General features: G+C 68.0%; 20 protein-coding genes and 1 tRNA gene. 9 read left to right on the forward strand and 12 right to left on the reverse strand.

The features are described 5' to 3' along the window. Positions 1 to 73 precede the first annotated feature (73 nt). The 7 genes from OS889_RS10565 (at position 74) to OS889_RS10595 (ending at position 5,418) form a co-directional block, all read left to right on the forward strand. Complete coding sequence (locus OS889_RS10565; protein WP_372389730.1) at positions 74 to 1,105, forward strand: succinylglutamate desuccinylase/aspartoacylase family protein; 1,032 nt, start codon at positions 74 to 76, stop codon at positions 1,103 to 1,105. A gap of 175 nt (positions 1,106 to 1,280) precedes the next feature. After that, positions 1,281 to 1,676: a succinate dehydrogenase, cytochrome b556 subunit gene (sdhC, locus tag OS889_RS10570; RefSeq protein WP_372389732.1), complete on the forward strand. Its 396-nt coding sequence runs from the start codon at positions 1,281 to 1,283 to the stop codon at positions 1,674 to 1,676. Continuing rightward, positions 1,676 to 2,047, forward strand: coding sequence for a succinate dehydrogenase hydrophobic membrane anchor subunit (locus OS889_RS10575; protein ID WP_372389733.1), 372 nt, complete (start codon positions 1,676 to 1,678; stop codon positions 2,045 to 2,047). Before sdhC ends, OS889_RS10575 begins: the two co-directional genes overlap by 1 nt. 4 nt (positions 2,048 to 2,051) lie before the next feature. Then, entirely contained in the window at positions 2,052 to 2,942 is an 891-nt protein-coding gene (locus OS889_RS10580) for a succinate dehydrogenase/fumarate reductase iron-sulfur subunit (RefSeq protein ID WP_372389735.1), read from the forward strand. Positions 2,943 to 2,956: 14 nt separating this feature from the next. Further along, a complete protein-coding gene (locus OS889_RS10585; RefSeq protein ID WP_372389736.1) occupies positions 2,957 to 4,801 on the forward strand; it encodes an FAD-binding protein in 1,845 nt (614 codons plus the stop codon). Between the two features lie 77 nt (positions 4,802 to 4,878). Next, positions 4,879 to 4,972 (forward strand) — tRNA-Arg (locus tag OS889_RS10590). A gap of 206 nt (positions 4,973 to 5,178) precedes the next feature. After that, positions 5,179 to 5,418: a TrmB family transcriptional regulator gene (locus tag OS889_RS10595; RefSeq protein WP_372391601.1), complete on the forward strand. Its 240-nt coding sequence runs from the start codon at positions 5,179 to 5,181 to the stop codon at positions 5,416 to 5,418. A gap of 80 nt (positions 5,419 to 5,498) precedes the next feature. Here OS889_RS10595 and OS889_RS10600 read toward each other — a convergent pair whose 3' ends face one another. From OS889_RS10600 to OS889_RS10625, 6 genes are all read right to left on the reverse strand, one after another. Next, positions 5,499 to 5,648: a DUF7557 family protein gene (locus OS889_RS10600; protein ID WP_372389737.1), complete on the reverse strand. Its 150-nt coding sequence runs from the start codon at positions 5,646 to 5,648 to the stop codon at positions 5,499 to 5,501. Positions 5,649 to 5,741: 93 nt separating this feature from the next. Further along, positions 5,742 to 6,089 carry a DUF7268 family protein gene (locus OS889_RS10605; protein ID WP_372389739.1) on the reverse strand — a complete coding sequence of 116 codons (348 nt, stop codon included), beginning with the start codon at positions 6,087 to 6,089 and terminating at the stop codon, positions 5,742 to 5,744. Next, positions 6,082 to 6,999, reverse strand: coding sequence for an ABC transporter permease (locus OS889_RS10610; RefSeq protein WP_372389740.1), 918 nt, complete (start codon positions 6,997 to 6,999; stop codon positions 6,082 to 6,084). The genes OS889_RS10605 and OS889_RS10610 overlap by 8 nt, the downstream gene beginning before the upstream one ends. Next, positions 6,996 to 8,009, reverse strand: a complete 1,014-nt coding sequence (locus OS889_RS10615; protein WP_372389741.1) for an ABC transporter permease — start codon at positions 8,007 to 8,009, stop codon at positions 6,996 to 6,998. The genes OS889_RS10610 and OS889_RS10615 overlap by 4 nt, the downstream gene beginning before the upstream one ends. A 43-nt stretch (positions 8,010 to 8,052) precedes the next feature. Beyond that, positions 8,053 to 9,771 carry an ABC transporter substrate-binding protein gene (locus tag OS889_RS10620; protein WP_372389743.1) on the reverse strand — a complete coding sequence of 573 codons (1,719 nt, stop codon included), beginning with the start codon at positions 9,769 to 9,771 and terminating at the stop codon, positions 8,053 to 8,055. Positions 9,772 to 9,873: 102 nt separating this feature from the next. Further along, complete coding sequence (locus OS889_RS10625; protein ID WP_372389744.1) at positions 9,874 to 12,609, reverse strand: ABC transporter ATP-binding protein; 2,736 nt, start codon at positions 12,607 to 12,609, stop codon at positions 9,874 to 9,876. 81 nt (positions 12,610 to 12,690) lie between these two features. Here OS889_RS10625 and OS889_RS10630 point away from each other — a divergent pair, with 81 nt between their 5' ends. Both OS889_RS10630 and OS889_RS10635 read left to right on the forward strand, forming a co-directional pair. Continuing rightward, positions 12,691 to 13,173 carry a DUF7529 family protein gene (locus OS889_RS10630; RefSeq protein ID WP_372389745.1) on the forward strand — a complete coding sequence of 161 codons (483 nt, stop codon included), beginning with the start codon at positions 12,691 to 12,693 and terminating at the stop codon, positions 13,171 to 13,173. A gap of 98 nt (positions 13,174 to 13,271) precedes the next feature. Further along, positions 13,272 to 14,090: a class I fructose-bisphosphate aldolase gene (locus tag OS889_RS10635; protein WP_372389746.1), complete on the forward strand. Its 819-nt coding sequence runs from the start codon at positions 13,272 to 13,274 to the stop codon at positions 14,088 to 14,090. Positions 14,091 to 14,127: 37 nt separating this feature from the next. Here OS889_RS10635 and ptsP read toward each other — a convergent pair whose 3' ends face one another. The 6 genes from ptsP to ilvC form a co-directional block, all read right to left on the reverse strand. Further along, complete coding sequence (gene ptsP / locus OS889_RS10640) at positions 14,128 to 15,831, reverse strand: phosphoenolpyruvate--protein phosphotransferase (RefSeq protein WP_372389748.1); 1,704 nt, start codon at positions 15,829 to 15,831, stop codon at positions 14,128 to 14,130. 4 nt (positions 15,832 to 15,835) lie between these two features. Then, positions 15,836 to 16,105 (reverse strand): HPr family phosphocarrier protein, encoded by a 270-nt coding sequence (locus tag OS889_RS10645; protein ID WP_372389749.1) that lies wholly within the window; start codon positions 16,103 to 16,105, stop codon positions 15,836 to 15,838. Positions 16,106 to 16,321: 216 nt separating this feature from the next. Next, positions 16,322 to 17,302: a 3-isopropylmalate dehydrogenase gene (leuB, locus tag OS889_RS10650; RefSeq protein WP_372389750.1), complete on the reverse strand. Its 981-nt coding sequence runs from the start codon at positions 17,300 to 17,302 to the stop codon at positions 16,322 to 16,324. Further along, a complete protein-coding gene (gene leuD, locus OS889_RS10655) occupies positions 17,295 to 17,903 on the reverse strand; it encodes a 3-isopropylmalate dehydratase small subunit (protein ID WP_372389751.1) in 609 nt (202 codons plus the stop codon). The genes leuB and leuD overlap by 8 nt, the downstream gene beginning before the upstream one ends. Further along, positions 17,900 to 19,321: a 3-isopropylmalate dehydratase large subunit gene (gene leuC, locus OS889_RS10660; protein ID WP_372389753.1), complete on the reverse strand. Its 1,422-nt coding sequence runs from the start codon at positions 19,319 to 19,321 to the stop codon at positions 17,900 to 17,902. The genes leuD and leuC overlap by 4 nt, the downstream gene beginning before the upstream one ends. Before the next feature lie 50 nt (positions 19,322 to 19,371). Then, positions 19,372 to 20,412, reverse strand: coding sequence for a ketol-acid reductoisomerase (ilvC, locus tag OS889_RS10665; RefSeq protein WP_372389754.1), 1,041 nt, complete (start codon positions 20,410 to 20,412; stop codon positions 19,372 to 19,374). Positions 20,413 to 20,425: the final 13 nt, after the last annotated feature.

The raw sequence follows: 20,425 nt of genomic DNA on the forward strand, positions 1-20,425 counted from the left end.
TGCCGATCCGGCAGCGCGCGACGCGGCGTTCCGAGGTACGAGCGTTTATCCCGCCGGATGTCCGAGGGCGGGTATGAGCATAGACGGGGCCTTCACCTACAATGGGGGGAAGGTCGAGCCCGGGGAGCGCCAGAACCTCCGGTACGGCATCAGCGAGACGTACCTGGGGGATCCGGTCCGCATCCCGGTGACGATCATCAACGGCGAGCGCGACGGACCGACGGCCTTCCTCTCGGCGGCCGCCCACGGCGACGAACTCAACGGCATCGAAGTGGTGCGGGAGGTCGCCCACGAGTGGGACCTCTCGGAGCTCGCGGGCACTCTCGTCTGTCTCCCCGTGCTGAACGTCCCCGGATTCCTGGCACAGCAGCGCTACCTCCCGATCTACGACCGCGACCTGAACCGATCGTTCCCCGGCGACGAGACCTCGACGAGCGCCAAGCGGATGGCCGCGCGGATCTTCGCGAACTTCGTGGCGCCCTGCGACTTCGGCCTCGACTTCCACACCTCGACCCGGGGCCGGACGAATATGCTCCACGTCCGCGCGGATATGGCCGACGACGACATCGCCCGCCTCGCGCACGCGTTCGGATCGAACGTCATCATCGACAGCGAGGGGTCGAGCGGGATGCTCCGCACCGAGGCCGCCGAGGTCGGGGTCCCGACGGTGACGATCGAGATGGGCGAGGCCCACCGCTTCCAGCGCGGCCTCATCGACGAGGCGCTCCGCGGCGTCGAGAGCGTCTTCGCCGAGTACGACCTCTGGGACCGGTCGACCGTCCGCTGGCCCGGCTGGCGGACCGTCATCGACGACGACAACGAGAAGACCTGGATCCGCGCGGACGCCGGGGGAATCGTCGATATGCACTACGAGCGCGGCTCGCTCGTCCACGAGGGCGACCGGATCTGCACGCTCACCGACCCGTTCAAGAGCGACAACATCGCCGTCGAGGCGCCCTTCACGGGGCTCCTCGTCGGCGTGCTCGAAAACCCCGTGGTCTACCCCGGAAACCCCCTGTGTCACCTGGTCGAACTCGAATCCGACGTCCGGCAGGTCGTCGAGCGCGAGCAGTCGCGGCGGGTGCAGCCGAGAGCGGATCGGTAATCGAGCATCGATCGAGCATCGACCGGGCGGTTCGCGCCGTCGGTCGGAGAGACGGCGCTCGATCCGCACGACAGCGACGCCGTCGAAATCGCCGCCGTCCGGCGATCGAGCCCGGCTGTGTGCCGGGACGTACACGTAAGTTCTATAGTGGGTCCGTCCCGACGTCCAGAAGAGTATGAGTCAGTCTTACAATCGGGGCCGCATCGAGGACTTCGGCCGCTGGCGGGAGTTCTCGGCGGGAATGTGGGCCTGGGTGTTCCACAAGTTCACGGGCTGGGTGCTCGTGGGCTATCTCTTCACCCACATCGCCGTGTTGTCGACGGCACTGCAGAGCCCGGAGGCGTACACGACGACGATCCAGTCGCTGGAGAGCCTGCTCGTCGTGCGCATCCTGGAGGTCGGGCTGCTCGCGGTCGCCGTCTTCCACATCCTCAACGGGCTCCGACTCCTGTTCGTCGATCTCGGACTCGGACTCGAATCGCAGGACAAGAGCTTCTATGCGTCGCTGCTTCTCACCGGCGCGATCGTCGTCGCGAGCGTGCCGACGTTCCTCGCGGGGGTGTTCGGCTGATGGCCGAGCGCTACTCCTCTTTCGAGCGCGGCGGCCGCCGGTGGCTCTGGCAGCGCATCACCGCCGCGTTCCTGGTGGTCGTCCTCGCGTTCCACTTCTTCCTCTTGCACTTCGTCCACCACGCCGACGAGGTGACCTTCGCGATGTCGCAGGGCCGGATGCAGGAGCTCACCTACTTCTCGCTGATGATTCTCTTTCTGCTGACAGCCACGTTCCACGGCGTCAACGGCGTCTACAACGCCCTCGTCAATCAGGGCATCAGCGGGACCCGCAAGACCGCCGCGAAGCTCGTCCTCGGGCTCGCGAGCGTCGTCGTGATCGTCCAGGGTGTCAGAACCGCACTCGCGTGGGCCGGAGGCGTCCCGATCTAAGACAATGAGCACGCAACTCCCAGAACAGGTCGACGACGAATCGTCCGCCGACGAGGTCGAACCGCAGCCGGAGGCCCAAGAGCGCCGCCTCCAGAAGAAGCGCGACCGCGCCGCAGAGCAGGAGCGCCAGCGGCAGGCCGAGGAGGCCGAGAAGGCGCTCGACGACGAGGACACCTACCACCTGAAGGTGTTCCGCTACGACCCCGAGATCGCGGGGAAGAAAGAGCCGCGCTTCGACGACTTCCACGTCCCCTTCGAGAAGGGGATGACCGTCCTCGACGCGCTGATGTACGCCCGCGACACCTACGATTCGAGCCTCACGTTCCGGCACTCCTGCCGGCAGGCGATCTGCGGCTCGGACGCGATGTTCGTCAACGGCTCCCAGCGCCTCTGCTGTAAGACCCAGCTGTCGGACCTCGAAGAGCCCGTCCGGATCGAGCCGCTCCCGCACGCGGAGGTCGTGAAGGACCTCGTCGTGGACATGGAGCACTTCTACGACCAGATGGAGGCCGTCGAGCCGTACTTCCAGACGAACGACCTCCCCGACGGCGAACTCGAAGAGCAGCGCCAGTCGCGGGAGAACCGCGAGAAGGTGAAGATGTCGACGCGGTGCATCTGGTGCGGGGCGTGTATGTCCTCGTGTAACATCGCCGCGGGCGACAATCAGTACCTCGGCCCGGCCGCGCTCAACAAGGCCTACCGCTTCACGATGGACGAGCGCGAGGGCGAGGAGATGAAGCAGCAACGCCTCGAAATCCTCGAACAGGAACACGGCGTCTGGCGGTGTCAGACCCAGTTCTCCTGTACGGAGGTCTGTCCGAAGGACATACCGCTGACGGAGCACATCCAGGAGCTCAAGCGCGAGGCGGTCAAGAACAACCTCAAGTTCTGGTAATCAAAGGTACGACTATGCACGAACACGACGTCATCGTGGTGGGCGCCGGGGGCGCGGGGCTCCGGGCGGCCATCGCGGCACAGGAAGAGGGGGCCGACGTGGCCATCGTCTCGAAACTCCACCCGGTCCGGAGCCACACCGGCGCCGCGGAGGGCGGCATCAACGCGGCGCTGCGGGAGGGCGACTCCTGGCAGGACCACGCCTACGACACGATGAAGGGGTCGGACTACCTCGGCGACGCGCCGGCCATCGAGACGCTCGCCCAGGACAGCCCCGAGGAGGTCATCCAGCTCGAACACTGGGGGATGGCCTTCTCGCGCGAGGAGGACGGCCGCGTCAGCCAGCGGCCGTTCGGCGGCCTGTCGTTCCCGCGGACGACCTACGCGGGCGCCGAGACGGGCCACCAGCTGCTGCACACGATGTACGAGCAGCTCGTCAAGCGCGGCATCGAGGTCTACGACGAGTGGTACGTCCTCGATCTTGCCGTCTCCGACGAGCCCGAGCCCGAAGACCGGTCGTGCCACGGCGTCGTCGGCTACGACATCCAATCGGGGACGATCGAGGGCTTCCGCGCCCGCGACGGCGTCATCCTCGCGACCGGCGGCCTCGGCCAGGTCTACGACCACACGACAAACGCCGTCGCGAACACGGGCGACGGCGTCGCGATGGCCTACCGCGCGGGCGTCCCGATCGAGGACATGGAGTTCATCCAGTTCCACCCGACGACGCTTCCCTCCACGGGGGTCCTGATCACCGAGGGCGTCCGCGGCGAGGGCGGCATCCTCTACAACGAGGAGGGCGAGCGGTTCATGTTCGAGTACGGATACGCCAACAACGACGGCGAGCTCGCCTCCCGCGACGTGGTCTCCCGCGCCGAACTCACCGAGGTCAACGAAGGACGAGGAATCGAAGACGAGTACGTCCACCTCGACATGCGTCACCTCGGCGAGGAGCGGATCGTCGACCGGCTCGAAAACATCATCCACCTCTCGGAGGACTTCGAGGGCGTCGACCCCCTCGAAGAGCCGATGCCCGTCAAGCCCGGTCAGCACTACGCGATGGGCGGCATCGAGACCGACGAGAACGGCGAGACCTGCGTCTCGGGGCTGTACGCCGCCGGCGAGTGCGCCTGCGCATCCGTCCACGGCTCGAACCGCCTCGGCGGCAACGCCCTCCCGGAGCTCATCGTCTTCGGCGCGCGCGCCGGCCACCACGCCGCCGGCCGCGATATGAAAGAAGCGGAGATCCCGACGGGCAAGCGCGGCGACTGGGAGGCCGGCGACGTCGACACGCCCGTCGAACCGGGCGACGTGCCGGGCACCGGCGCCGGCGATGCGGTCGCAGACGGTGGCGCGGCCGCGTCGGATCTCGATCCCGACGAGCTGGTCCAGCGCGCGACAGAGCGGACCCAGGTGCGCATCGAATCGCTCCTGGACAACGAGGACGGGCGCAACCACGCCGAGATCCGCTCGGAGGTCCAAGAATCGATGACCCAGCACGTCAACGTCTTCCGGGAGAAGGAGGGCCTCAAGCAGGCGCTCCGTGACATCCGCGAGGCGCGCGAGAAGTACGCCGAGGTCGGCGTCGCCGACCAGTCGCGGACGTTCAACACCGACCTCCTGCACACGATCGAGACGCGGAACATCATCGACCTCGCCGAGGCGATCACCCTCGGCGCGCTCGCCCGCGAGGAGTTCCGCGGGGCCCACTGGCGGAAGGAACACCAGGAACGCGACGACGAGAACTGGCTGAAGCACACGCTGCTGTCGTGGAACGGCGGCTCGCCCGAACTGTGGTTCAAGCCGGTCATCCTCGAAGGCGAGGACAAGCGCTACGAGCCGAAGATCCGGAGCTACTGAGCCCCGTCTCGACTCCTCGGTATCGTATCTCCCGTTCCGGCGTCACCCCTATAGGGGACCGCAGCGTACCGCAGTGTGGAAGGGTGGCTCAGTGGTAGAGCAATCCGGCAGCGACCGTCACTCGGTCGCTCCGGCATACGGCTTCGCGTGGTTCGACTCCCGCCCCTTCCACTCCGAACCCCGTGCCAACGCGTCTCACTGTCGTCAGGAGTCGAAAGACAACCCGTCGATTCGGCGCGAAATCGCGATGAAGGATCGTTCGGGATTCTCGAAACAGCCGTTTCAGCCGCTCTGAAACCCCGTCACGAATCCGGGCAGTTCGACGATCGTTGTAGATGGGTTTTATTATCGTCGAACCCAACGATCCGGTAACAACGATGCAGCGCTCGATGCACTCTCAGCCGACAGCCGGGATCGACGCCCCGTCGATGCCGTCTGAACTCGAATCGCCGCGGGCGAAACTGGTCTATCTGTTCCTCTCGACCCACGGTGAAGCCTCACTCGCCGAACTCGAAGCCAGTCTCGATATGAAGAAGATCTCGCTGTACAGCATCCTCTCGACGCTCCGAGAGCGCGAACTGATCGATCAGGACGCCGAGCGGTACCGCCTCAGCTAGGCGCTGTTCCTCGCAGTTCGGAACGTAATCGATGCGGAGCGGAGCGTTTATGCACCGAATAGAGCCGTTCCGGCTCGGATCTAGACTTCGTCGCCGCTGTGGAAGAGGGTGAGCTCTTCGGCCTCGTAGATGTTGATGAGTTCGGTCACGATCTCGTCGTAGTCTTCCTCTCCCTGCCGGAGGGAGTCGAGTCGGGCGACGGTCTCCTCGTCGAGGTGTACCTGTGGCATACGTAGGGCCACGCCGCCGGGCAACTTAAACGCCCGGTCGCGACCCGGATAACGGAGCGAATGGCGAGACGGCGCGGGGACGTCGCCCCGCGGTCACAGCCCGACCAGCGCGATCGACGTCGCGATCGCGGCGCTCGACCAGCCGACGCCGACCCAGGTCAGCACGGCGAACGCCTGTCGGGCGCCCTCCTGGGTCCACCCGGAGTGGCCCCCGAGCCGGTCCTGCACCGCGCCCAGCGACTCGCCGAACCCCACGGTTCCGGCCCACGTGGCGACGCCGAACCCGAACACCAGCGCGCCGAGGGCGAAGGACGTGTCCGTGGCGGCCTTCGGTCCGGACAGCGGCAGCAGCGCGCCGGCGACGACGACGCCGAGGGCGGCGCCGACGCCGAGCCACCGCGCGATCGCGCGGCCGTCGGGCCGGCCGTCGGTCTCAGTCAACGGTCTCCCGCATCCGCGGGTCCAAGGCGTCGCGCATCCCGTCGCCGAGGAGATTGAAGCCGAGCACCGTCAGCGCGAGCAGTAGACCGGGGAAGAACGACCACCACCACGCGCCCGAGAACAGCCCGAACTCGACGCCGTTCGAGAGCATCATCCCCCAGGTCGGTTCGCCCGGGCTGGCGCCGAAGCCGAGGAACGACAGCGCCGCGATGTCGATGATCGCGAGGCCGTAGTTGAGCGTCGACTGCACGGTGATCGGCGCGAGGCAGTTCGGCAGGACGTGCCGGACGAGGAGCCGAGGGTCGGTCGCCCCGAGCGCCTTCGTGGCGTCGGTGTACTCGTCTTCGAGCACCTTCAGCGCCGCGCCGCGGACCACGCGCGCGAACCGCGGCGTGTAGACGAGCGTCAGCGCGGCGACGGCCCGCCACAGGCCCAACTCCTCGGGGAAGATCGTGACGAGCGCCAGCGCCAAGAGCAGCGACGGGAACGACAGCAGGACGTCCATCGTCCGCATGATGAGGTTGTCCGTGAGGTCGCCGTAGTACGCCGCGAGGATGCCCAGACCGACGCCGAGGACGGTCGAGGCCGCGACGGTGACGGTCCCGTAGAGCACCGCGTACCAGGCCCCATAGAGCACCCGGGGGAAGATGTCGCGGGCCTGTCCGTCGGTGCCGAACGGGTAGTCCATACTGGGCGGCGCCTCGGCGGGGTGTGTGCCGAACTGCGTCGCCATCAGGTCGCTCAGGTCGTAGGCGACCCGCGCGTACGCCGCGAGCACGATGACCCCGGCGATGATGACGAGCCCGGTGACGGCGAGTCGGTTCGAGAGCAGCTGCGAGAGGAACGGGCTCGCGCGGAGCCGCTCGACGATGCCTCGGTCGACGGTGCCGGTCTGTGTTTCAGTGCTCATTGTTCGATGCGGGGGTCGAAGACCGAGTAGGTGATGTCCACCGCCAGATTCACCAGCGTGTACAGCACGGCGAAGACCAGGACGGTCCCCTGGACGACGGGGTAGTCGCTACGGTTGATCGCGTCCACGAGCAGCGTGCCGATGCCGTTGATCTCGAAGACGGTCTCGGTCAGGACGGCCCCGCCGAGCAGGGAGCCGAACTGGATCCCGATGACGGTGATGACGGGGATGAAGGCGTTGCGGAGGCCGTGTTTCATCACGGTGATCTTCGAGCCCTGACCCTTCGCGCGGGCGGTCCGCATGTAGTCCTGGCGGATCACCTCGACCATCGACGAGCGCATCATCCGCGAGAGCAGGGCCATCTGGTAGATCCCAAGCACCACCACCGGCAACAGGAGGTGATAGACGGCCGAGCGGAACGCCGCGACGTTTCCGGCCAACAGCGTGTCGACGAGGATGAACCCGGTGACCGGCTCGATGAAGAACTCCGAGCCGATCCGGCCGCTCGTCGGCAAGAGGCCGAGGAACTGCGCGAAAAGCAGGATGAGGAGCGGGCCGCTCCAGTAGATCGGGACGCTGATGCCGCTGAGCGCGCCCACCCGGGTGAGGTGGTCGGCCCAGGTGTCCTGTTTCACCGCGCTGAGGACGCCGAGCGGGAGCCCGAACAGCAGGCCCGCGATCTCGCCGAGCAGCGCGAGTTCGATCGTGATCGGGAGCCGATCCGCGAGGATCTCGCTCACCGGCGTGCCGCGATTGACCTGGTAGGACTGGCCGAAGTCGAACGTCGCGACGTCGCCGAGGAACCGCACGTACTGCTGCCACAGCGGGTCGTCGAGGCCGAGATCGGCCCGGACCTCGTTGACGAACTCCTGGCTCGCGCGCTCGCCGGCGATCGTCACCGCGGGGTCGCCCGGCGAGAGGTGGAGGATGGCAAAGACGACCGTCGCGACCCCGAACAGCACGGGGAACAGCAGGAGGAGCCGTTTCAGGACGAACCGTTTCGAGACCATTCAGGGAGAACGGCGAGTGGGAGGCGGAAAAAGTCTGTGCTCGTTACTCGACCTCGACGACTTCGAGGTACGGCCCGCCGATGGCCGCGACGGTGTAGTTGCTCACGCCGTTGGAGACGCCGCGGACCTCGTCGGCGTAGTCGATGAACACCCAGGGGGCCTCGTCGTGGGCGAGCTGTGCGGCCTCACGGTAGAGCTGGGCCCGCTCTTCCTGGTCGGTGGTCGTCTGGGCCTGCTCGACGAGATCCATATACTCGCTGTTTGCCCACGCCGCGTTGTTCGAGGTGTTGAAGCCCTCGGTGTCCCAGGAGACCCAGTCCTGTCCCTCGGGGACCTCGGTCTGGGGATGGAGCAGGACGTAACAGAAGTTGTCGGGGTCGGCATTGTCGGTGTACCAGCCCGCGAGCGTCGCGTCGTGGCGCCCCTGGCTGGTGTAGGTGAGGTAATCGGAGAACTGCCGGTCGTCGATCGACACCTCGATCCCGACCTCTGCGAGGTTCGAGCGGATCGTCTGGGCGGTCGGGAGCGGCGCGGGGTTGTACCCGCGGGGGTTCTGGAACGTCGTCAGCGAGAACGAGAAGCCGTCGCCGTAGCCCGCCTCTTCGAGGAGGCTCTGGGCCTGCTCGGGATCGTACTCGTAGGGGCTGATGTCGTCGTTGTGCCCGAACAGCGCCGGCGGGATCGGCTGGTCGGCCTCGGTGGCGATCCCCGAGTAGATGTTCTCGACGATCGCCTGCGTGTCGATGGCGTAACTGATCGCCCGGCGGACCCGGCGGTCGCGGAACGCCTCGACCCGCGAGAGATTGAACGCCATATAGCCGATGTTGATCCCCGTCGCCGTCCGGTTCTCCGCGGTGTCGGAGCCCTCGATGATCTGCATACTGTCGGGGTCGAGCCCGTCGATGATGTCGAGTTCCTCCTCGACGAGGGCCTGCGCCCGCGTGGAGTTCTGCCCGCGCGTCAGGAACAGCACCTCGTCGACGTTCGGGGTCTCGCCCCAGTAGTCGTCGAAGGCGCTGAGCCGGATGCGGTTGTTGGCGTCGTCGAGGGTCTCGAGCTGGAAGGGGCCGGTCCCGACCATCTCCTCGTTGAGGTTGGTGTCGCCCTCGATGGCCTCCTGGGAGATGACGACGGCCGCGAACATCGCCAGGTTCCGGAGGAACGGCGCGTACGTCTGAGTCAGCGTGATCGAGAGCTCGTAGTCGCTCGGGGCTTCGACCTCCTCGATCCAGTTGCCCAGCGTGAACGGGCCGTACACGGAGGCGTCCTCGAAGTAGTACTCGTAGTCCTCGTCGACGAACCGCCGGTAGGTGGCGATGAAGTCGTCGGCGGTGAACTCCGAGCCGTCGTGGAACGTCACGTCCTCGCGCAGCGTCAGCGACACCGACTCCCCGTCGAGGGACCACTCGGTGGCGAGCCCCTCGGTGAGGGCCGCCTCGCCGATCTGGAAGCTGATCAGCCCCTCGTAGGCCTGATTGGTCACCTTCGCGACCTCGCCGCTCGTGGTGTTCTGCGGGTCCAGCGTGCTGGAGTGCGCCCCGCGGCCGTATCGGAGCCTGGTCGTGTCACCGCCGCCGGTGTCGCCGTCGCCCTCGGTCTCGGTGTCTTCCATCCCGCCGTCGGTGTCGCCCTCGGTCGCGGTGTCCTCACCGCCGCCCCCGCCGCACCCGGCGAGCGAGGAGATCGACGCCGCGGCGACCGACGCGCCGCCGGCTCGTTTGAGGAAGCTACGTCTCGAGGTACCGTTGGTATCAGGGACCATATGTCGGATATATAGTGCTATCTTGTTAATACTGATGGAAAAATAGAACTATTATGACATACATCCGGAAGGGGTCGTCTCGGCGCTCGCGCGCCGGGCGATTCACTCGTCGTGGAGGTGACAGGCCGCGGGGTGATCGCGTTCGCCGAGGCGGGGATGTTCCCGCTCGCAGACACTTTCGAAGGTCTCCCGGAGGGTCGCTTCGGCCCGGTCCCACCGGTCGTTCTTCAGATGCTCGAACGACTCCGCCACCACCGCTCTGGCCTCTTCGGGAAGGGGGCCGTCGAAGAAGTACTCGAACAGCGCCGGGTGCTCGTCGGTGGCCGCAGCGCCGCCGTCGGCGACGGCCGCCGGCGAGGACTCGGACTCGATGCGGACCTCCGATTCGATCGCGTCGAGGTCGATGTCGCCCGCTTCGAGGCGCTGGCGGTAGAACATCACCTCGCGGTAGCGCTCCTGGTCGATGTCGAGGTCGTCCGGCGGAATGATCGACGGACAGCGGGTCCGGAACCGACAGTTCGACGGCGGATCGATCGGCGAGGGTACGTCGCCCCTGAGGATGGTCCGATCGCCGGTGTCCGCCAGCGGGTCGGGTTCGGGGATCGCCGACAGGAGCGCCCGGGTGTAGGGGTGCTTCGGCGTCTCGAAGAGGTCGTCGGTGTCGGCGACCTCGACGATCTCCCCGAGGTACATCACCGCCACCCGATCGGAGATGTGCCTGACGACGCTCAGGTCGTGGGCGATGAACAGGTAGGTGAGTCCGAACTCCTCCTGGAGGTCTTCGAGGAGGTTGATGATCTGCGCCTGCACGGACACGTCGAGCGCCGACACCGGCTCGTCGGCGACGATGAAGTCCGGATCCACGGCGAGCGCGCGCGCGATGCCGACGCGCTGGCGCTGGCCGCCCGAGAGCTCGTGCGGGTAGCGTCCGTACTGGGCGCGTTCGAGGCCGACTGCCTCCATCAGCTCGAACACCCGCTCGCGGCGGTGGCCCTCGGCGAGGCCGTGGATCTTCAGTGGCTCCATAATCGTCTGGCCCGCCGTCATCCGCGGGTCCAGGCTGGACATCGGATCCTGGAACACCATCTGCATCTCCTTGCGGCGCTTCCGCAGTTCCGACTTCGACAGCGAGCCGAGGTCCTCGCCGGCGAACACGACGGTGCCGTCGGTCGGCGGGTCCAGGTGCAGGATGGCCCGCCCCGCGGTTGACTTCCCGCAGCCGGATTCGCCGACCAGCCCGAGCGTCTCGCGTTCCCGGACGTCTAGGTCGACGCCGTCGACCGCCTTGACGCTCCGGTCGCCCCCGCCGACGACGCGGTCCAGCGGACCGTCCTCCTGTTGGTAGTACTTCCGCATCCCGCGGACCTCGACGAGCGGGTCGCCGACGTCGGCCTCGCCCCCCGCTTCGACGCCTTCGGTCCCGTACGCGGCCTTGTCGAAGCTCTCGTGGACGCACTTCGCGCGGTGGTCGACGTCTTCCGGGCCGTGTTGCAGGTCGGGGATCTCACCCTCCAGACACCGGTCTTCCGCCCAGGGACACCGGGGCGCGAAGTGACAGCCCTCGGGGAGGTCGATCAGGTCGGGGACGTTCCCCTCGATCGGGGTCAGCCGCTCTTTGTCCTCGGTGGGGATCGACTCCAGGAGCGTGTACGTGTAGGGGTGGCTGGGGTTGTGGAAGATCTCCTCGACGGGGCCCTCCTCGACGATCTCGCCGGCGTACATCACGGCCACCCTGTCGCAGGTCTCGGCGACGACGCCGAGGTCGTGGGTGATCATCAGCACCGACATCCCGAAGTCCTCCTGGAGGTCGTCGATGAGGTCGAGGATCTGCGCCTGGATCGTCACGTCGAGCGCGGTCGTGGGCTCGTCGGCGATGAGCAGATTCGGCCGGCACGCAAGCGCGATGGCGACGAGCACCCGCTGGCGCATCCCGCCGGAGAACTCGTGTGGGTAGTCGTTCACCCGCTGTTTCGCCTCCGGGATGCCGACGGCCTGGAGCATCCGTACGACCTCGTCCATCACCTCTTCGTCGCCCTTCCGGCCGCCGATCTTCGGGAGGATCTCGCGGATGCCGTTGAGCCAGGAGTCCTTCTTTTGGCCGCCGTAGCGGTGCAGCCGCAGCGACTCCGCGATCTGCTCGCCGACGGTGACGGCGGGGTTCAGCGACGTCATCGGGTCCTGGAAGATCATCCCCATCTCGCCGCCGCGGATCCGCCGGACGGCCGCCTCGGGCGCAGACGTCACGTCGACGACGCCCTCCCGAATCTCGACGTCGCTCGGGGCCGTGCCGTCGCGAAGCCGGGCGCGGGCGTCGTCGTCGACGTAGACGAAGCCGTCGGCCGCGTCGTCGAGGGCCGCGGCGAGCGCCCCGCCGACGTCTTCGGGAGGCGCTCCCTCGGCGAGCCGGTCGGCGGCATCGCGGAGATCAGCCGCGAGGTCTGCGGGGTCGGCGTCGCGATCGAGGTCATCCGCCATCCCGCGGAGTTCGGCCGAGGCGTTTCGGGGCCGGTTTCCGGCGCGGAGGTCGCCGCCGAGGGACGAGACGGCTTCGACGAGCCCCGACGGATACGGGACCAAGGCGTTGCCGAACTCGTCGAGGAGCGAGGCGGCCAGCGCCGCGTCGCGGAGGGTGATGCGACCGTCGACGATCTCGCCCGGATCGTCGATGAGGTCCATCGCGGACAGGGCGGTGACGCTCTTTCCGGAGCCCGACTCCCCGACGAGGCCGACGGTCTCGCCCGGTTCGACGGTGAGGTCGATCCCGTCGACGGCCTTGACCGCGCCCCGTTCGGTTTTGAACTGGGTCCGAAGGTTCGAGAGCGAGAGGAGGTCGGTCACCCTCGCCGATTGCACAGTTTCGGAAAAATATCTTGGGGGAGCAGTGGAACGTTTTATGCCGCCACCGGCACGCGTGCCCGTATGAGCGACCCGCCCGCGGACGAGACGCCACCGAACGTACAGGCACGGGACGGCTGGACGGCCGTCATCGAGGACATGGAGGCCACGGCAGCGGAATACCGGGAGCAGGGATGGGAGACGCTCGAACTCCATCCCGGGGACTCGGTCCTCGTCGACTCCGGCCGTCGGACCGGCATCGACGTCCTCCTCCCGGATCCGGAGTTCGAAGAGCTGGAAGGGCTGGTCGAGCGCGGGTCCTTCCGCGACGTGGAGGTGTTCCGCGCGACGGGCGACGCGCTGGTGTACCTGCTCGTCGTCGAGACCGACCCCGACGACGAGACGGCGGTCTTCGTCCCCGCGTACTACGACCCGGCCGCCGGCGCCGACACCCTCGAATCGATCCGCGAGACGGGATCGATACGGCTCTTCTGCCGCCGGCTGAACGACGACACCGTGACGTTCGTCCACGACGACCCCGCGCCGTTCCTGCCCGAGACGCCGTAAGCACGGACCGGGGATCCGGCGCCGGAGTGACGACGAACGAACAGATCGAATTTCGAAGGACGGTAAATTGAAACCCTTTCGATGGAATACCTCGTGATATGAGACACATCGACGACTCGCCGATCACGCGGGACGGAAACTCCCTCATTCTCGCCTACGACCACGGGACCGAACACGGGCCCGTCGACTTCGAACCGATGCCGAAGAGCGCCGACCCCACGCACGTCTTCGAGGTCGGCCGCCACGACGCGGTGACGGCCATCGCCTTACAGAAGGGAAACGCGGAGTACTACCGCGCCTGGGAGCGTGAAAACGACGTCGGCGACGGCGCGCCGCTGCTCGTCAAACTGAACGGCAACTCCAACCTCGCAAAGCGGGACGACTACTACTCCCCCAAGCAGTGCTCGGTGCGGTACGCCGCCGAGGAGCTCGACGCCGACGCGGTCGGCTACACGATGTACGCGGGCTCGCTCCACGAGGACGAGATGTGGAAGGAGTTCCGCGACGTCCAGGAGGCCGCCCGGAAGCACAATCTCCCCGTGGTGATGTGGAGCTACCCGCGCGGCAAAGGGATCCAGGAGAACGACGAATACACGGGCCAGGAGGACCCCGACGTCGTCGCCTACGGCGCCCGCCTCGGCCTCGAACTCGGCGCCGATATGGTCAAGTGCAAGTACCCCGGCACGCAGGCCGGCTGGCAGCAGGTCGAAGACGCCGTCAGCGGGCTGAAGACGGTGATGAGCGGCGGGTCGAAGCGGAGCGACGACGCCTTCCTCGAAGACGTCTACTCGACGATCGCGGTCGGCGGCAACGGCCTCGCGGTCGGTCGGAACATCTTCCAGCGCGAGGACCCCGAGGGGCTCCTGGACGACCTCGAACGCGTCATCTTCGAGGGAACGGACCCCGCGGAACTGTAGGTCGTAGGTCGTGTAGGTCGCCGCCGCGCCGACCCCGCTACCGGGACGCGTCGAGTATCTCTGTGACTTCCTGCTTCGTCGCGGCCGCGAGTGCCCGCCGGGCCAGTTCCCGCGCGTCGGAGCGCGTCGTCTCCGCCACCGCCCGTTTTATTTGCGGGACGGCGGGCGGGCTCACGCTCAGTTCGTCGAAGCCGAGCCCGACGAGCAGTGGCGTCAGGTCGGGATCGCCGGCCATCTCGCCGCAGATCCCGACCCAGGCGTCGGTCCCCGCGGCCGCCGCGACGGTCGCTTCGATCGCGCGGAGCACCGCGGGCTGGCGGTAGTCGCGGAGGCCGGCGACCCGCTCGTCCCCGCGTGCGGCGGCCATCACGTACTGCGCGAGGTCGTTCGTGCCGACGCTGAGGAAGTCGACGCGGTCGAGGAGGTCCTCGGCGAGGAACGCCGCGGCCGGCGTCTCGACCATTACGCCGAACTCCGGGCGCGCGTTCGAGACGCCGTCCGCGTCGAGGTCGGCCGCGACGGAATCGAGCGTCTCGGTCGCGGCGTCGACCTCCTCGACCGTCGAGACGAGCGGGACCATCACCGACAGGCGCCCGCCGTCGGCGTCGCCCGCGGCGCGCAGCAGTGCGCGGAGTTGCGTCTCGAAGAGGTCCGCGTCGGGACCCAGCGAGCGTCGGACGCCGCGCTCCCCGAGGAACGGATTCTCGGACTCGGGACGGTCGAGGTAGTCGACCGGCTTGTCGCCGCCGACGTCGAGCGTCCTGACGACGACCCGACCGTCCGGGAACGCCGCCAGCGCCTCGCGGTAGACGTCGTACTGCTCGTCTTCGGTGGGAGGCGAAGACTGGTCGAGGAAGAGGAACTCCGTCCGGAAGAGGCCGATCCCGTCGGCGCCGTGCTCGACCGCGGCCCGGACGTCGGCTTCAGTCCCCGCGTTCGCGGCCACCTCTATCGGCGTGCCGTCGGCAGTCGCGACCGGGTCGCGGCGGACTTCGACGTCGGCGTCGGCCGCGGCGGCTTCCAGCGTCGACTCGGCCGGATCGACGACGACGGTCCCCTCGCTGCCGTCGACGACGACCTCGGCGCCGTCGTCGACATCCCGCAGCGCCTCGCCGACGCCGACGACCGCCGGGAGCCCGAGCGACCGCGCGAAGATCGCCGCGTGGGAGGTCGGCCCCCCGGAGACCGTGGCGAAGCCGGCGATCCGGTCGGGGTCGAGCCGGGCGGTGTCGCTCGGCGTCAGCCGCTCCGCGAGGACGACGCTGCCCGGCGGCAACGCGGCGAGGTCAGTCCGCTCCTCGTCGAGGAGGAGTCGGAGCAGCCGGTCACGCACGTCACGCAGGTCGTCCGCGCGCTCTGCCATCCGGCCGTCCAGGTCGGCAAACTCCTCGATCACCCGGTCGAACGCTCGCCTCACCGCGTGCTCGGCGGGGTATCCCGCATCGAGTTCCGCGTCGACGTCCTCTGTGATCTGCGGGTCGTCGAGGAACTGGACGTGCGCGTCGAACACCGCGGCCTCGGACTCGCCGAGCCGTTCGGCGGTGCGATCGCGCGCCCGGCGGAGCTCCTCGCGAGCGACCTCGCGGGCCTCCTCGAACCGATCGCGCTCCCGCTCGGCGTCGACAGAGTCGGGGTCGGGCGGGTCGCCGAGAGCGACCGCCGCGTCGGGACCGTACCAGACGCCGGTCCCGGCTCCCGACCGCGGGGCGACGCCGGTCCCCGAGAGCCGTCGTTCGGTCACCGGCTCAGAGTTCGTCTTCCGGGGTGGTCAGGATCCGCACCAGTTCGTCGAGCGCCGCCTCGGCGCCGTCGCCCTCGGCGATCAGTCGCACCTCCTCGCCGGGTTCGACGTCGAGGCGGGTGACAGAGACCATACTCACGGCGTTCACCTGGTCGCCGTCCACGCGACCGACGGTGATCTCGGCGTCGGCCTCGCCGGCGGCCTCGACGAACTTCGAGGCGGGCCGGGCGTGGAGTCCGTCCTCCGGGACGACGGTGACGACGCGTTCTGGCATCAGCGGTTCGCCTCCTCCGGGGTGCGGTCTGGCGTCAGGTCCGGCCGTGCGGCCCCGCTGGTCCTTCGGGACATCGGTGGTCGTACCAGGCACTCTAGATCTGTAAGTGTTCCTCGCGGTCGGGGGATCGAGCGCGGACGAGAGATCAAAAGCAGTCGATTCGAGCTCCGAGCACGAGCCCGAGCGCCGACTCGACGCCGAAATCGGGACTGCGAGTCAGTCCAGCCGCTTGAGGACGGCCGTGGTGACGTCTTCGGTTCCGGCGTCGCCGCCGAGGTCGGGCGTCCGGGGGCCGTCCGCCAGGACGGACTCGACCGCCGCGCGCACGTCGTCGGCCGCGTCGCCGTACCCGAGGTGATCGAGCAGCATCGCCGCCGAGAGGATCGCCGCCGAGGGGTTGGCGACACCCTCGCCCGCGATGTCGGGCGCGGTGCCGTGGACGGGCTCGAACAGGGCGTTGTCCGGGCCGACGTTTGCCGACGGGAGGAGGCCGAGGCCGCCGACGAGGCCGGCCGCGAGGTCCGAGAGGACGTCGCCCGCGAGGTTGGGGCAGACGACGACGTCGAACTGCGTGGGGTCCAGACAGACGCGCGTCGCGAAGGCGTCCATCAGGACCTCCTCGGTCTCGACGCCCTCGCGCTCGGCGACGTCGACGACGGCGTCGCGGAAGCGGCCGTCGGTCTCGCGCATCACGTTCGCCTTGTGGGCGACGTGGAAGCCGTCGGCGCCGCGCTCGTCGACGTACTCGCAGGCGAACTCCGCGAGGCGTTCCGAGGCCGAGGTCGTGACGACGCGCGTCAGCGTCGAGAGGTCGTCCGAGAGGCGGTCCTCGTGGCCCGAGTAGACGCCCTCGGTGTTCTCCCGGAGGAAGACGAGATCTGTCTCCGGGCGGACGGCGTCGACACCCGGGTAGGCCCGCGCGGGCCGGACGTTGACGAACGAGCCGACGGCCTCCCGGAGCGGGAGGATCACGTCGGCCGCGGTCTCGCCGGCGGCGCCGAACAGCGTCGCGTCGGCCTCGGCGACGGTGTCGTAGGTCTCCTGGGGGAGCGCCTCGCCGGTCTCGTCCTTCACGGCGTCGCCGGCCTCGGCGCCGACGAAGCGGAAGTCGCCGACGGCTTCGAGGACGGAGACGGCCGCGGGGACGACCTCCTTGCCGATGCCGTCGCCCTCGATGACGACGATCTCCTCAGACATCGACGTAGGGGAGTTCGGCGGCTTTCTCGGCGACCGCGTCGGCGTTGGACTTCATCAGCGCCGTCGTGTCCCAGACGCCCTCGGTGAGCGCCCGCCGCTGTGCGTCGTCGACGGTCGCTTCCACAGTTTTGTCGCCGTAGGTGACCGTCTCCGATTCGACGTCGACGTGGATCTCGCCGTCGGGGTTCTCGTCGATCCACTCCTGGAGGTCGACGATCGTCTCGTGGTCGGCGGTGACCGTCGGAATGCCCAGCGCGAGGCAGTTGCCGGCGAAGATCTCGGCGAAGGACTCGCCGACGATCGCGTCGATCCCCCAGCGCATCAGCGCCTGGGGGGCGTGCTCACGCGAGGAGCCGCAGCCGAAGTTGGCGTTGACCGCGAGGACCGAGGCGTCCTGGAACTGCGGTTCGTTGAAGGGGTGGTCCTTCTGGTTGTCGTCGTCGTCGAACCGCTGGTCGAAGAAGGCGAACTCGCCGAGGCCGTCGAAGGTGACGACCTTCATGAAGCGCGCCGGGATGATCTGGTCGGTGTCGATGTCGTTGCCGCGGACGGGGATCCCGGTGCCCGTCACCGAATCGATCTCGGGGATCTCGTCCGTCATACCGTGGTCACCTCCTGCAGGTCGCGCACGTCAGTCACTTCGCCGTTGATCGCCGCCGCGGCGACCATCCGCGGATTCATCAGGACCGTCCGGCCGTCCTTCGAGCCCTGGCGGCCGATGAAGTTCCGGTTCGAAGAGGACGCACACGCCTCGTCGCCCTGCAGCTGGTCCTCGTTCATCCCGAGACACATCGAACAGCCCGCGTTGCGCCACTCGAAGCCGGCGGCCTCGAAGATTTCGTCCAGGCCCTCCGCCTCGGCGGCGGCCTTCACGCGCTGGCTTCCGGGGACGACCATCGCGCGGACGTCCTCGTCGACCTGTCGGCCCTCGACGATCTCCGCCGCGCGACGGAGGTCGGGCAGGCGCGCGTTCGTACAGGATCCGAGGAAGGCGACGTCGATCTCGTAGCCCTCCATCGTGTCGCCTGGCTCGACGCGCATGTGCTCTTGAGCGCGTCGCGCCGTGTCCTGCTTGTCTTCGGGCAGGGACTCCGGCTCCGGGATCGGCTCGGAGATGCCGATGCCCTGGCCGGGCGTGGTGCCCCAGGTGACGACGGGCTCCAGTTCGGAGCCGTCGATGGTGACGACGTCGTCGTACTCGGCGTCGTCGTCCGAGCGGATCGACTCCCAGTAGGGTTTGAGCTCGTCGAACTTCTCGGGGTGCTCCTGGAAGTAGTCGGTCTCCTTGAGCCACTCGTAGGTGGTCTCGTCGGGGTTGACGTAGCCGGCGCGAGCGCCGCCCTCGATGGACATATTGCAGATGCTCATCCGGCCCTCCATATCGAGGTTCTCGATGGCCTCGCCGGCGTACTCGTAGACGTAGCCGACGCCGCCCTCGGTGCCGAGTCGGCGGATCACTTCGAGGATGATGTCTTTCGCCTCGACGCCCTCGCCGAGTTCGCCGGTGACCTCGATCTTCCGGACCTTCTTCTTCTCCATCGCGACGGTCTGGGTCGCCAGCACGTCGCGGATCTGGCTCGTCCCGATCCCGAACGCCAGCGCGCCGAACGCGCCGTGGGTCGAGGTGTGGGAGTCGCCGCAGACGATCGTCTTGCCGGGCTGGGTGAGCCCCTGCTCGGGCCCGATGACGTGGACGATCCCCTGATCGCCGGTGGATGGGTCGGAGAACTGGATCCCCGACTCGCGGACGTTCTCCTCCAGTTCGGACATCATTTCCTCGGCCGCGTCGTCGCGGTACGGACGCGACTGGTCGGCCGTCGGGACGATGTGATCGACGGTCGCGTGGGTCAGTTCGGGGTAGGCGACCTCCAGGTCGCGCTCCTGCAACATTCCGAACGCCTGGGGGCTCGTCACCTCGTGGATGAGGTGGAGGCCGACGAACAGTTGCGTCTGTCCGGTCGGCAGCTCCGAGACGGTGTGTTCCTCCCAGACCTTGTCGTACAGCGTGCCCTCACTCATCGACATCACCTTGGACGTCAGTGGATACCCGTGTTTCGGTCATCTTCGGATCAGTCGTCCGCGGCCGCCTCGGCGGCCTCTTCTTCCTCGTCGGCCCACGCGAACAGGTCGCGCAGCGGCTCGCCGACCTCCTCGATGTGGTGGGTCTCTTCGGCGTGCTTCAGCTGCGTGTAGGACGGCCGGCCCGCCTGGTTCTCGTTGATCCACTCGCGGGCGAAGGTGCCGTCCTGGACGTCTTCCAGCATCGCCTCCATGTTCTCCCGGACGTGCTCGTCGATGATGTCGTCGCCGCGGGAGAGCCCGCCGTACTCGGCGGTGTCGGAGACGGAGTCCCACATATTCGAGAGCCCGCCCTCGTACATCAGATCGACGATGAGCTTCAGTTCGTTCAGGCACTCGAAGTACGCCATCTCCGGGGAGTACCCGGCGTCGACGAGCGTCTCGTAGCCCTCCTTGACGAGCGCGGTCGCCCCGCCGCAGAGCACCGCCTGCTCGCCGAAGAGGTCGGTCTCGGTCTCCTCGCGGAACGTCGTCTCGATGACGCCGGCGCGGGTGCAGCCGATCGCCTTCGCGTACGCGAGGCCTTCCTCCTTCGCCTCGCCGGTCACGTCCTGGTAGATCGCCAGCAGACCGGGCGTGCCCTGGTCGTTCTCGTAGTTCCGGCGGACCAGGTGTCCGGGGGACTTCGGCGCGACCATCGTCACGTCGACGTCCTCGGGCGGCTGGATCTGGTTGTAGTGGATGTTGAAGCCGTGGGCGAACTGGAGCGTGTCGCCGGGCTCCAGGCTCCCTTTGATCTCCTCGAAGACCGCCGGCTGGACGGTGTCGGGGACCAGCACGGAGACGATGTCCGCCTCGTCGGCGGCCGTCGCGGGCGTCGCCACGCGGAGGCCGTCGTCCTTCGCGGCCTGTCGCGAGGACGAGCTCTTCCGCAGGCCGACGACCACGTCGACGCCCGATTCGGCGAGGTTCTGCGAGTGGGCGTGGCCCTGGCTGCCGTAGCCGATGACGGCTACTGTCTTGTCGTCGAGATACGAACTGTCCGCGTCGTCGTCGTAGTATACGGTGGTGTCTAGATCTGCGTCTGTCATTATGCGTTGAGTC

The sequence above is a fragment of the Halobellus sp. MBLA0158 genome (assembly GCF_041477585.1).
GTDB classification, from domain to species: domain Archaea; phylum Halobacteriota; class Halobacteria; order Halobacteriales; family Haloferacaceae; genus Haloquadratum; species Haloquadratum rubicundus.

Bases quoted from the DNA above. Each gene is read 5' to 3' on its own strand.
- leuC (WP_372389753.1), bottom strand. From the start codon at position 19,321: ATGAGTGAGGGCACGCTGTACGACAAGGTCTGGGAGGAACACACCGTC.
- leuD (WP_372389751.1), bottom strand. From the start codon at position 17,903: ATGACGGACGAGATCCCCGAGATCGATTCGGTGACGGGCACCGGGATC.
- OS889_RS10600 (WP_372389737.1), bottom strand. From the start codon at position 5,648: ATGCCACAGGTACACCTCGACGAGGAGACCGTCGCCCGACTCGACTCC.
- sdhC (WP_372389732.1), top strand. From the start codon at position 1,281: ATGAGTCAGTCTTACAATCGGGGCCGCATCGAGGACTTCGGCCGCTGG.
- OS889_RS10630 (WP_372389745.1), top strand. From the start codon at position 12,691: ATGAGCGACCCGCCCGCGGACGAGACGCCACCGAACGTACAGGCACGG.
- OS889_RS10580 (WP_372389735.1), top strand. From the start codon at position 2,052: ATGAGCACGCAACTCCCAGAACAGGTCGACGACGAATCGTCCGCCGAC.
- OS889_RS10635 (WP_372389746.1), top strand. From the start codon at position 13,272: ATGAGACACATCGACGACTCGCCGATCACGCGGGACGGAAACTCCCTC.
- OS889_RS10615 (WP_372389741.1), bottom strand. From the start codon at position 8,009: ATGGTCTCGAAACGGTTCGTCCTGAAACGGCTCCTCCTGCTGTTCCCC.
- OS889_RS10610 (WP_372389740.1), bottom strand. From the start codon at position 6,999: ATGAGCACTGAAACACAGACCGGCACCGTCGACCGAGGCATCGTCGAG.
- OS889_RS10575 (WP_372389733.1), top strand. From the start codon at position 1,676: ATGGCCGAGCGCTACTCCTCTTTCGAGCGCGGCGGCCGCCGGTGGCTC.
- OS889_RS10595 (WP_372391601.1), top strand. From the start codon at position 5,179: ATGCAGCGCTCGATGCACTCTCAGCCGACAGCCGGGATCGACGCCCCG.
- OS889_RS10565 (WP_372389730.1), top strand. From the start codon at position 74: ATGAGCATAGACGGGGCCTTCACCTACAATGGGGGGAAGGTCGAGCCC.
- ilvC (WP_372389754.1), bottom strand. From the start codon at position 20,412: ATGACAGACGCAGATCTAGACACCACCGTATACTACGACGACGACGCG.
- OS889_RS10585 (WP_372389736.1), top strand. From the start codon at position 2,957: ATGCACGAACACGACGTCATCGTGGTGGGCGCCGGGGGCGCGGGGCTC.
- OS889_RS10645 (WP_372389749.1), bottom strand. From the start codon at position 16,105: ATGCCAGAACGCGTCGTCACCGTCGTCCCGGAGGACGGACTCCACGCC.
- leuB (WP_372389750.1), bottom strand. From the start codon at position 17,302: ATGTCTGAGGAGATCGTCGTCATCGAGGGCGACGGCATCGGCAAGGAG.
- OS889_RS10620 (WP_372389743.1), bottom strand. From the start codon at position 9,771: ATGGTCCCTGATACCAACGGTACCTCGAGACGTAGCTTCCTCAAACGA.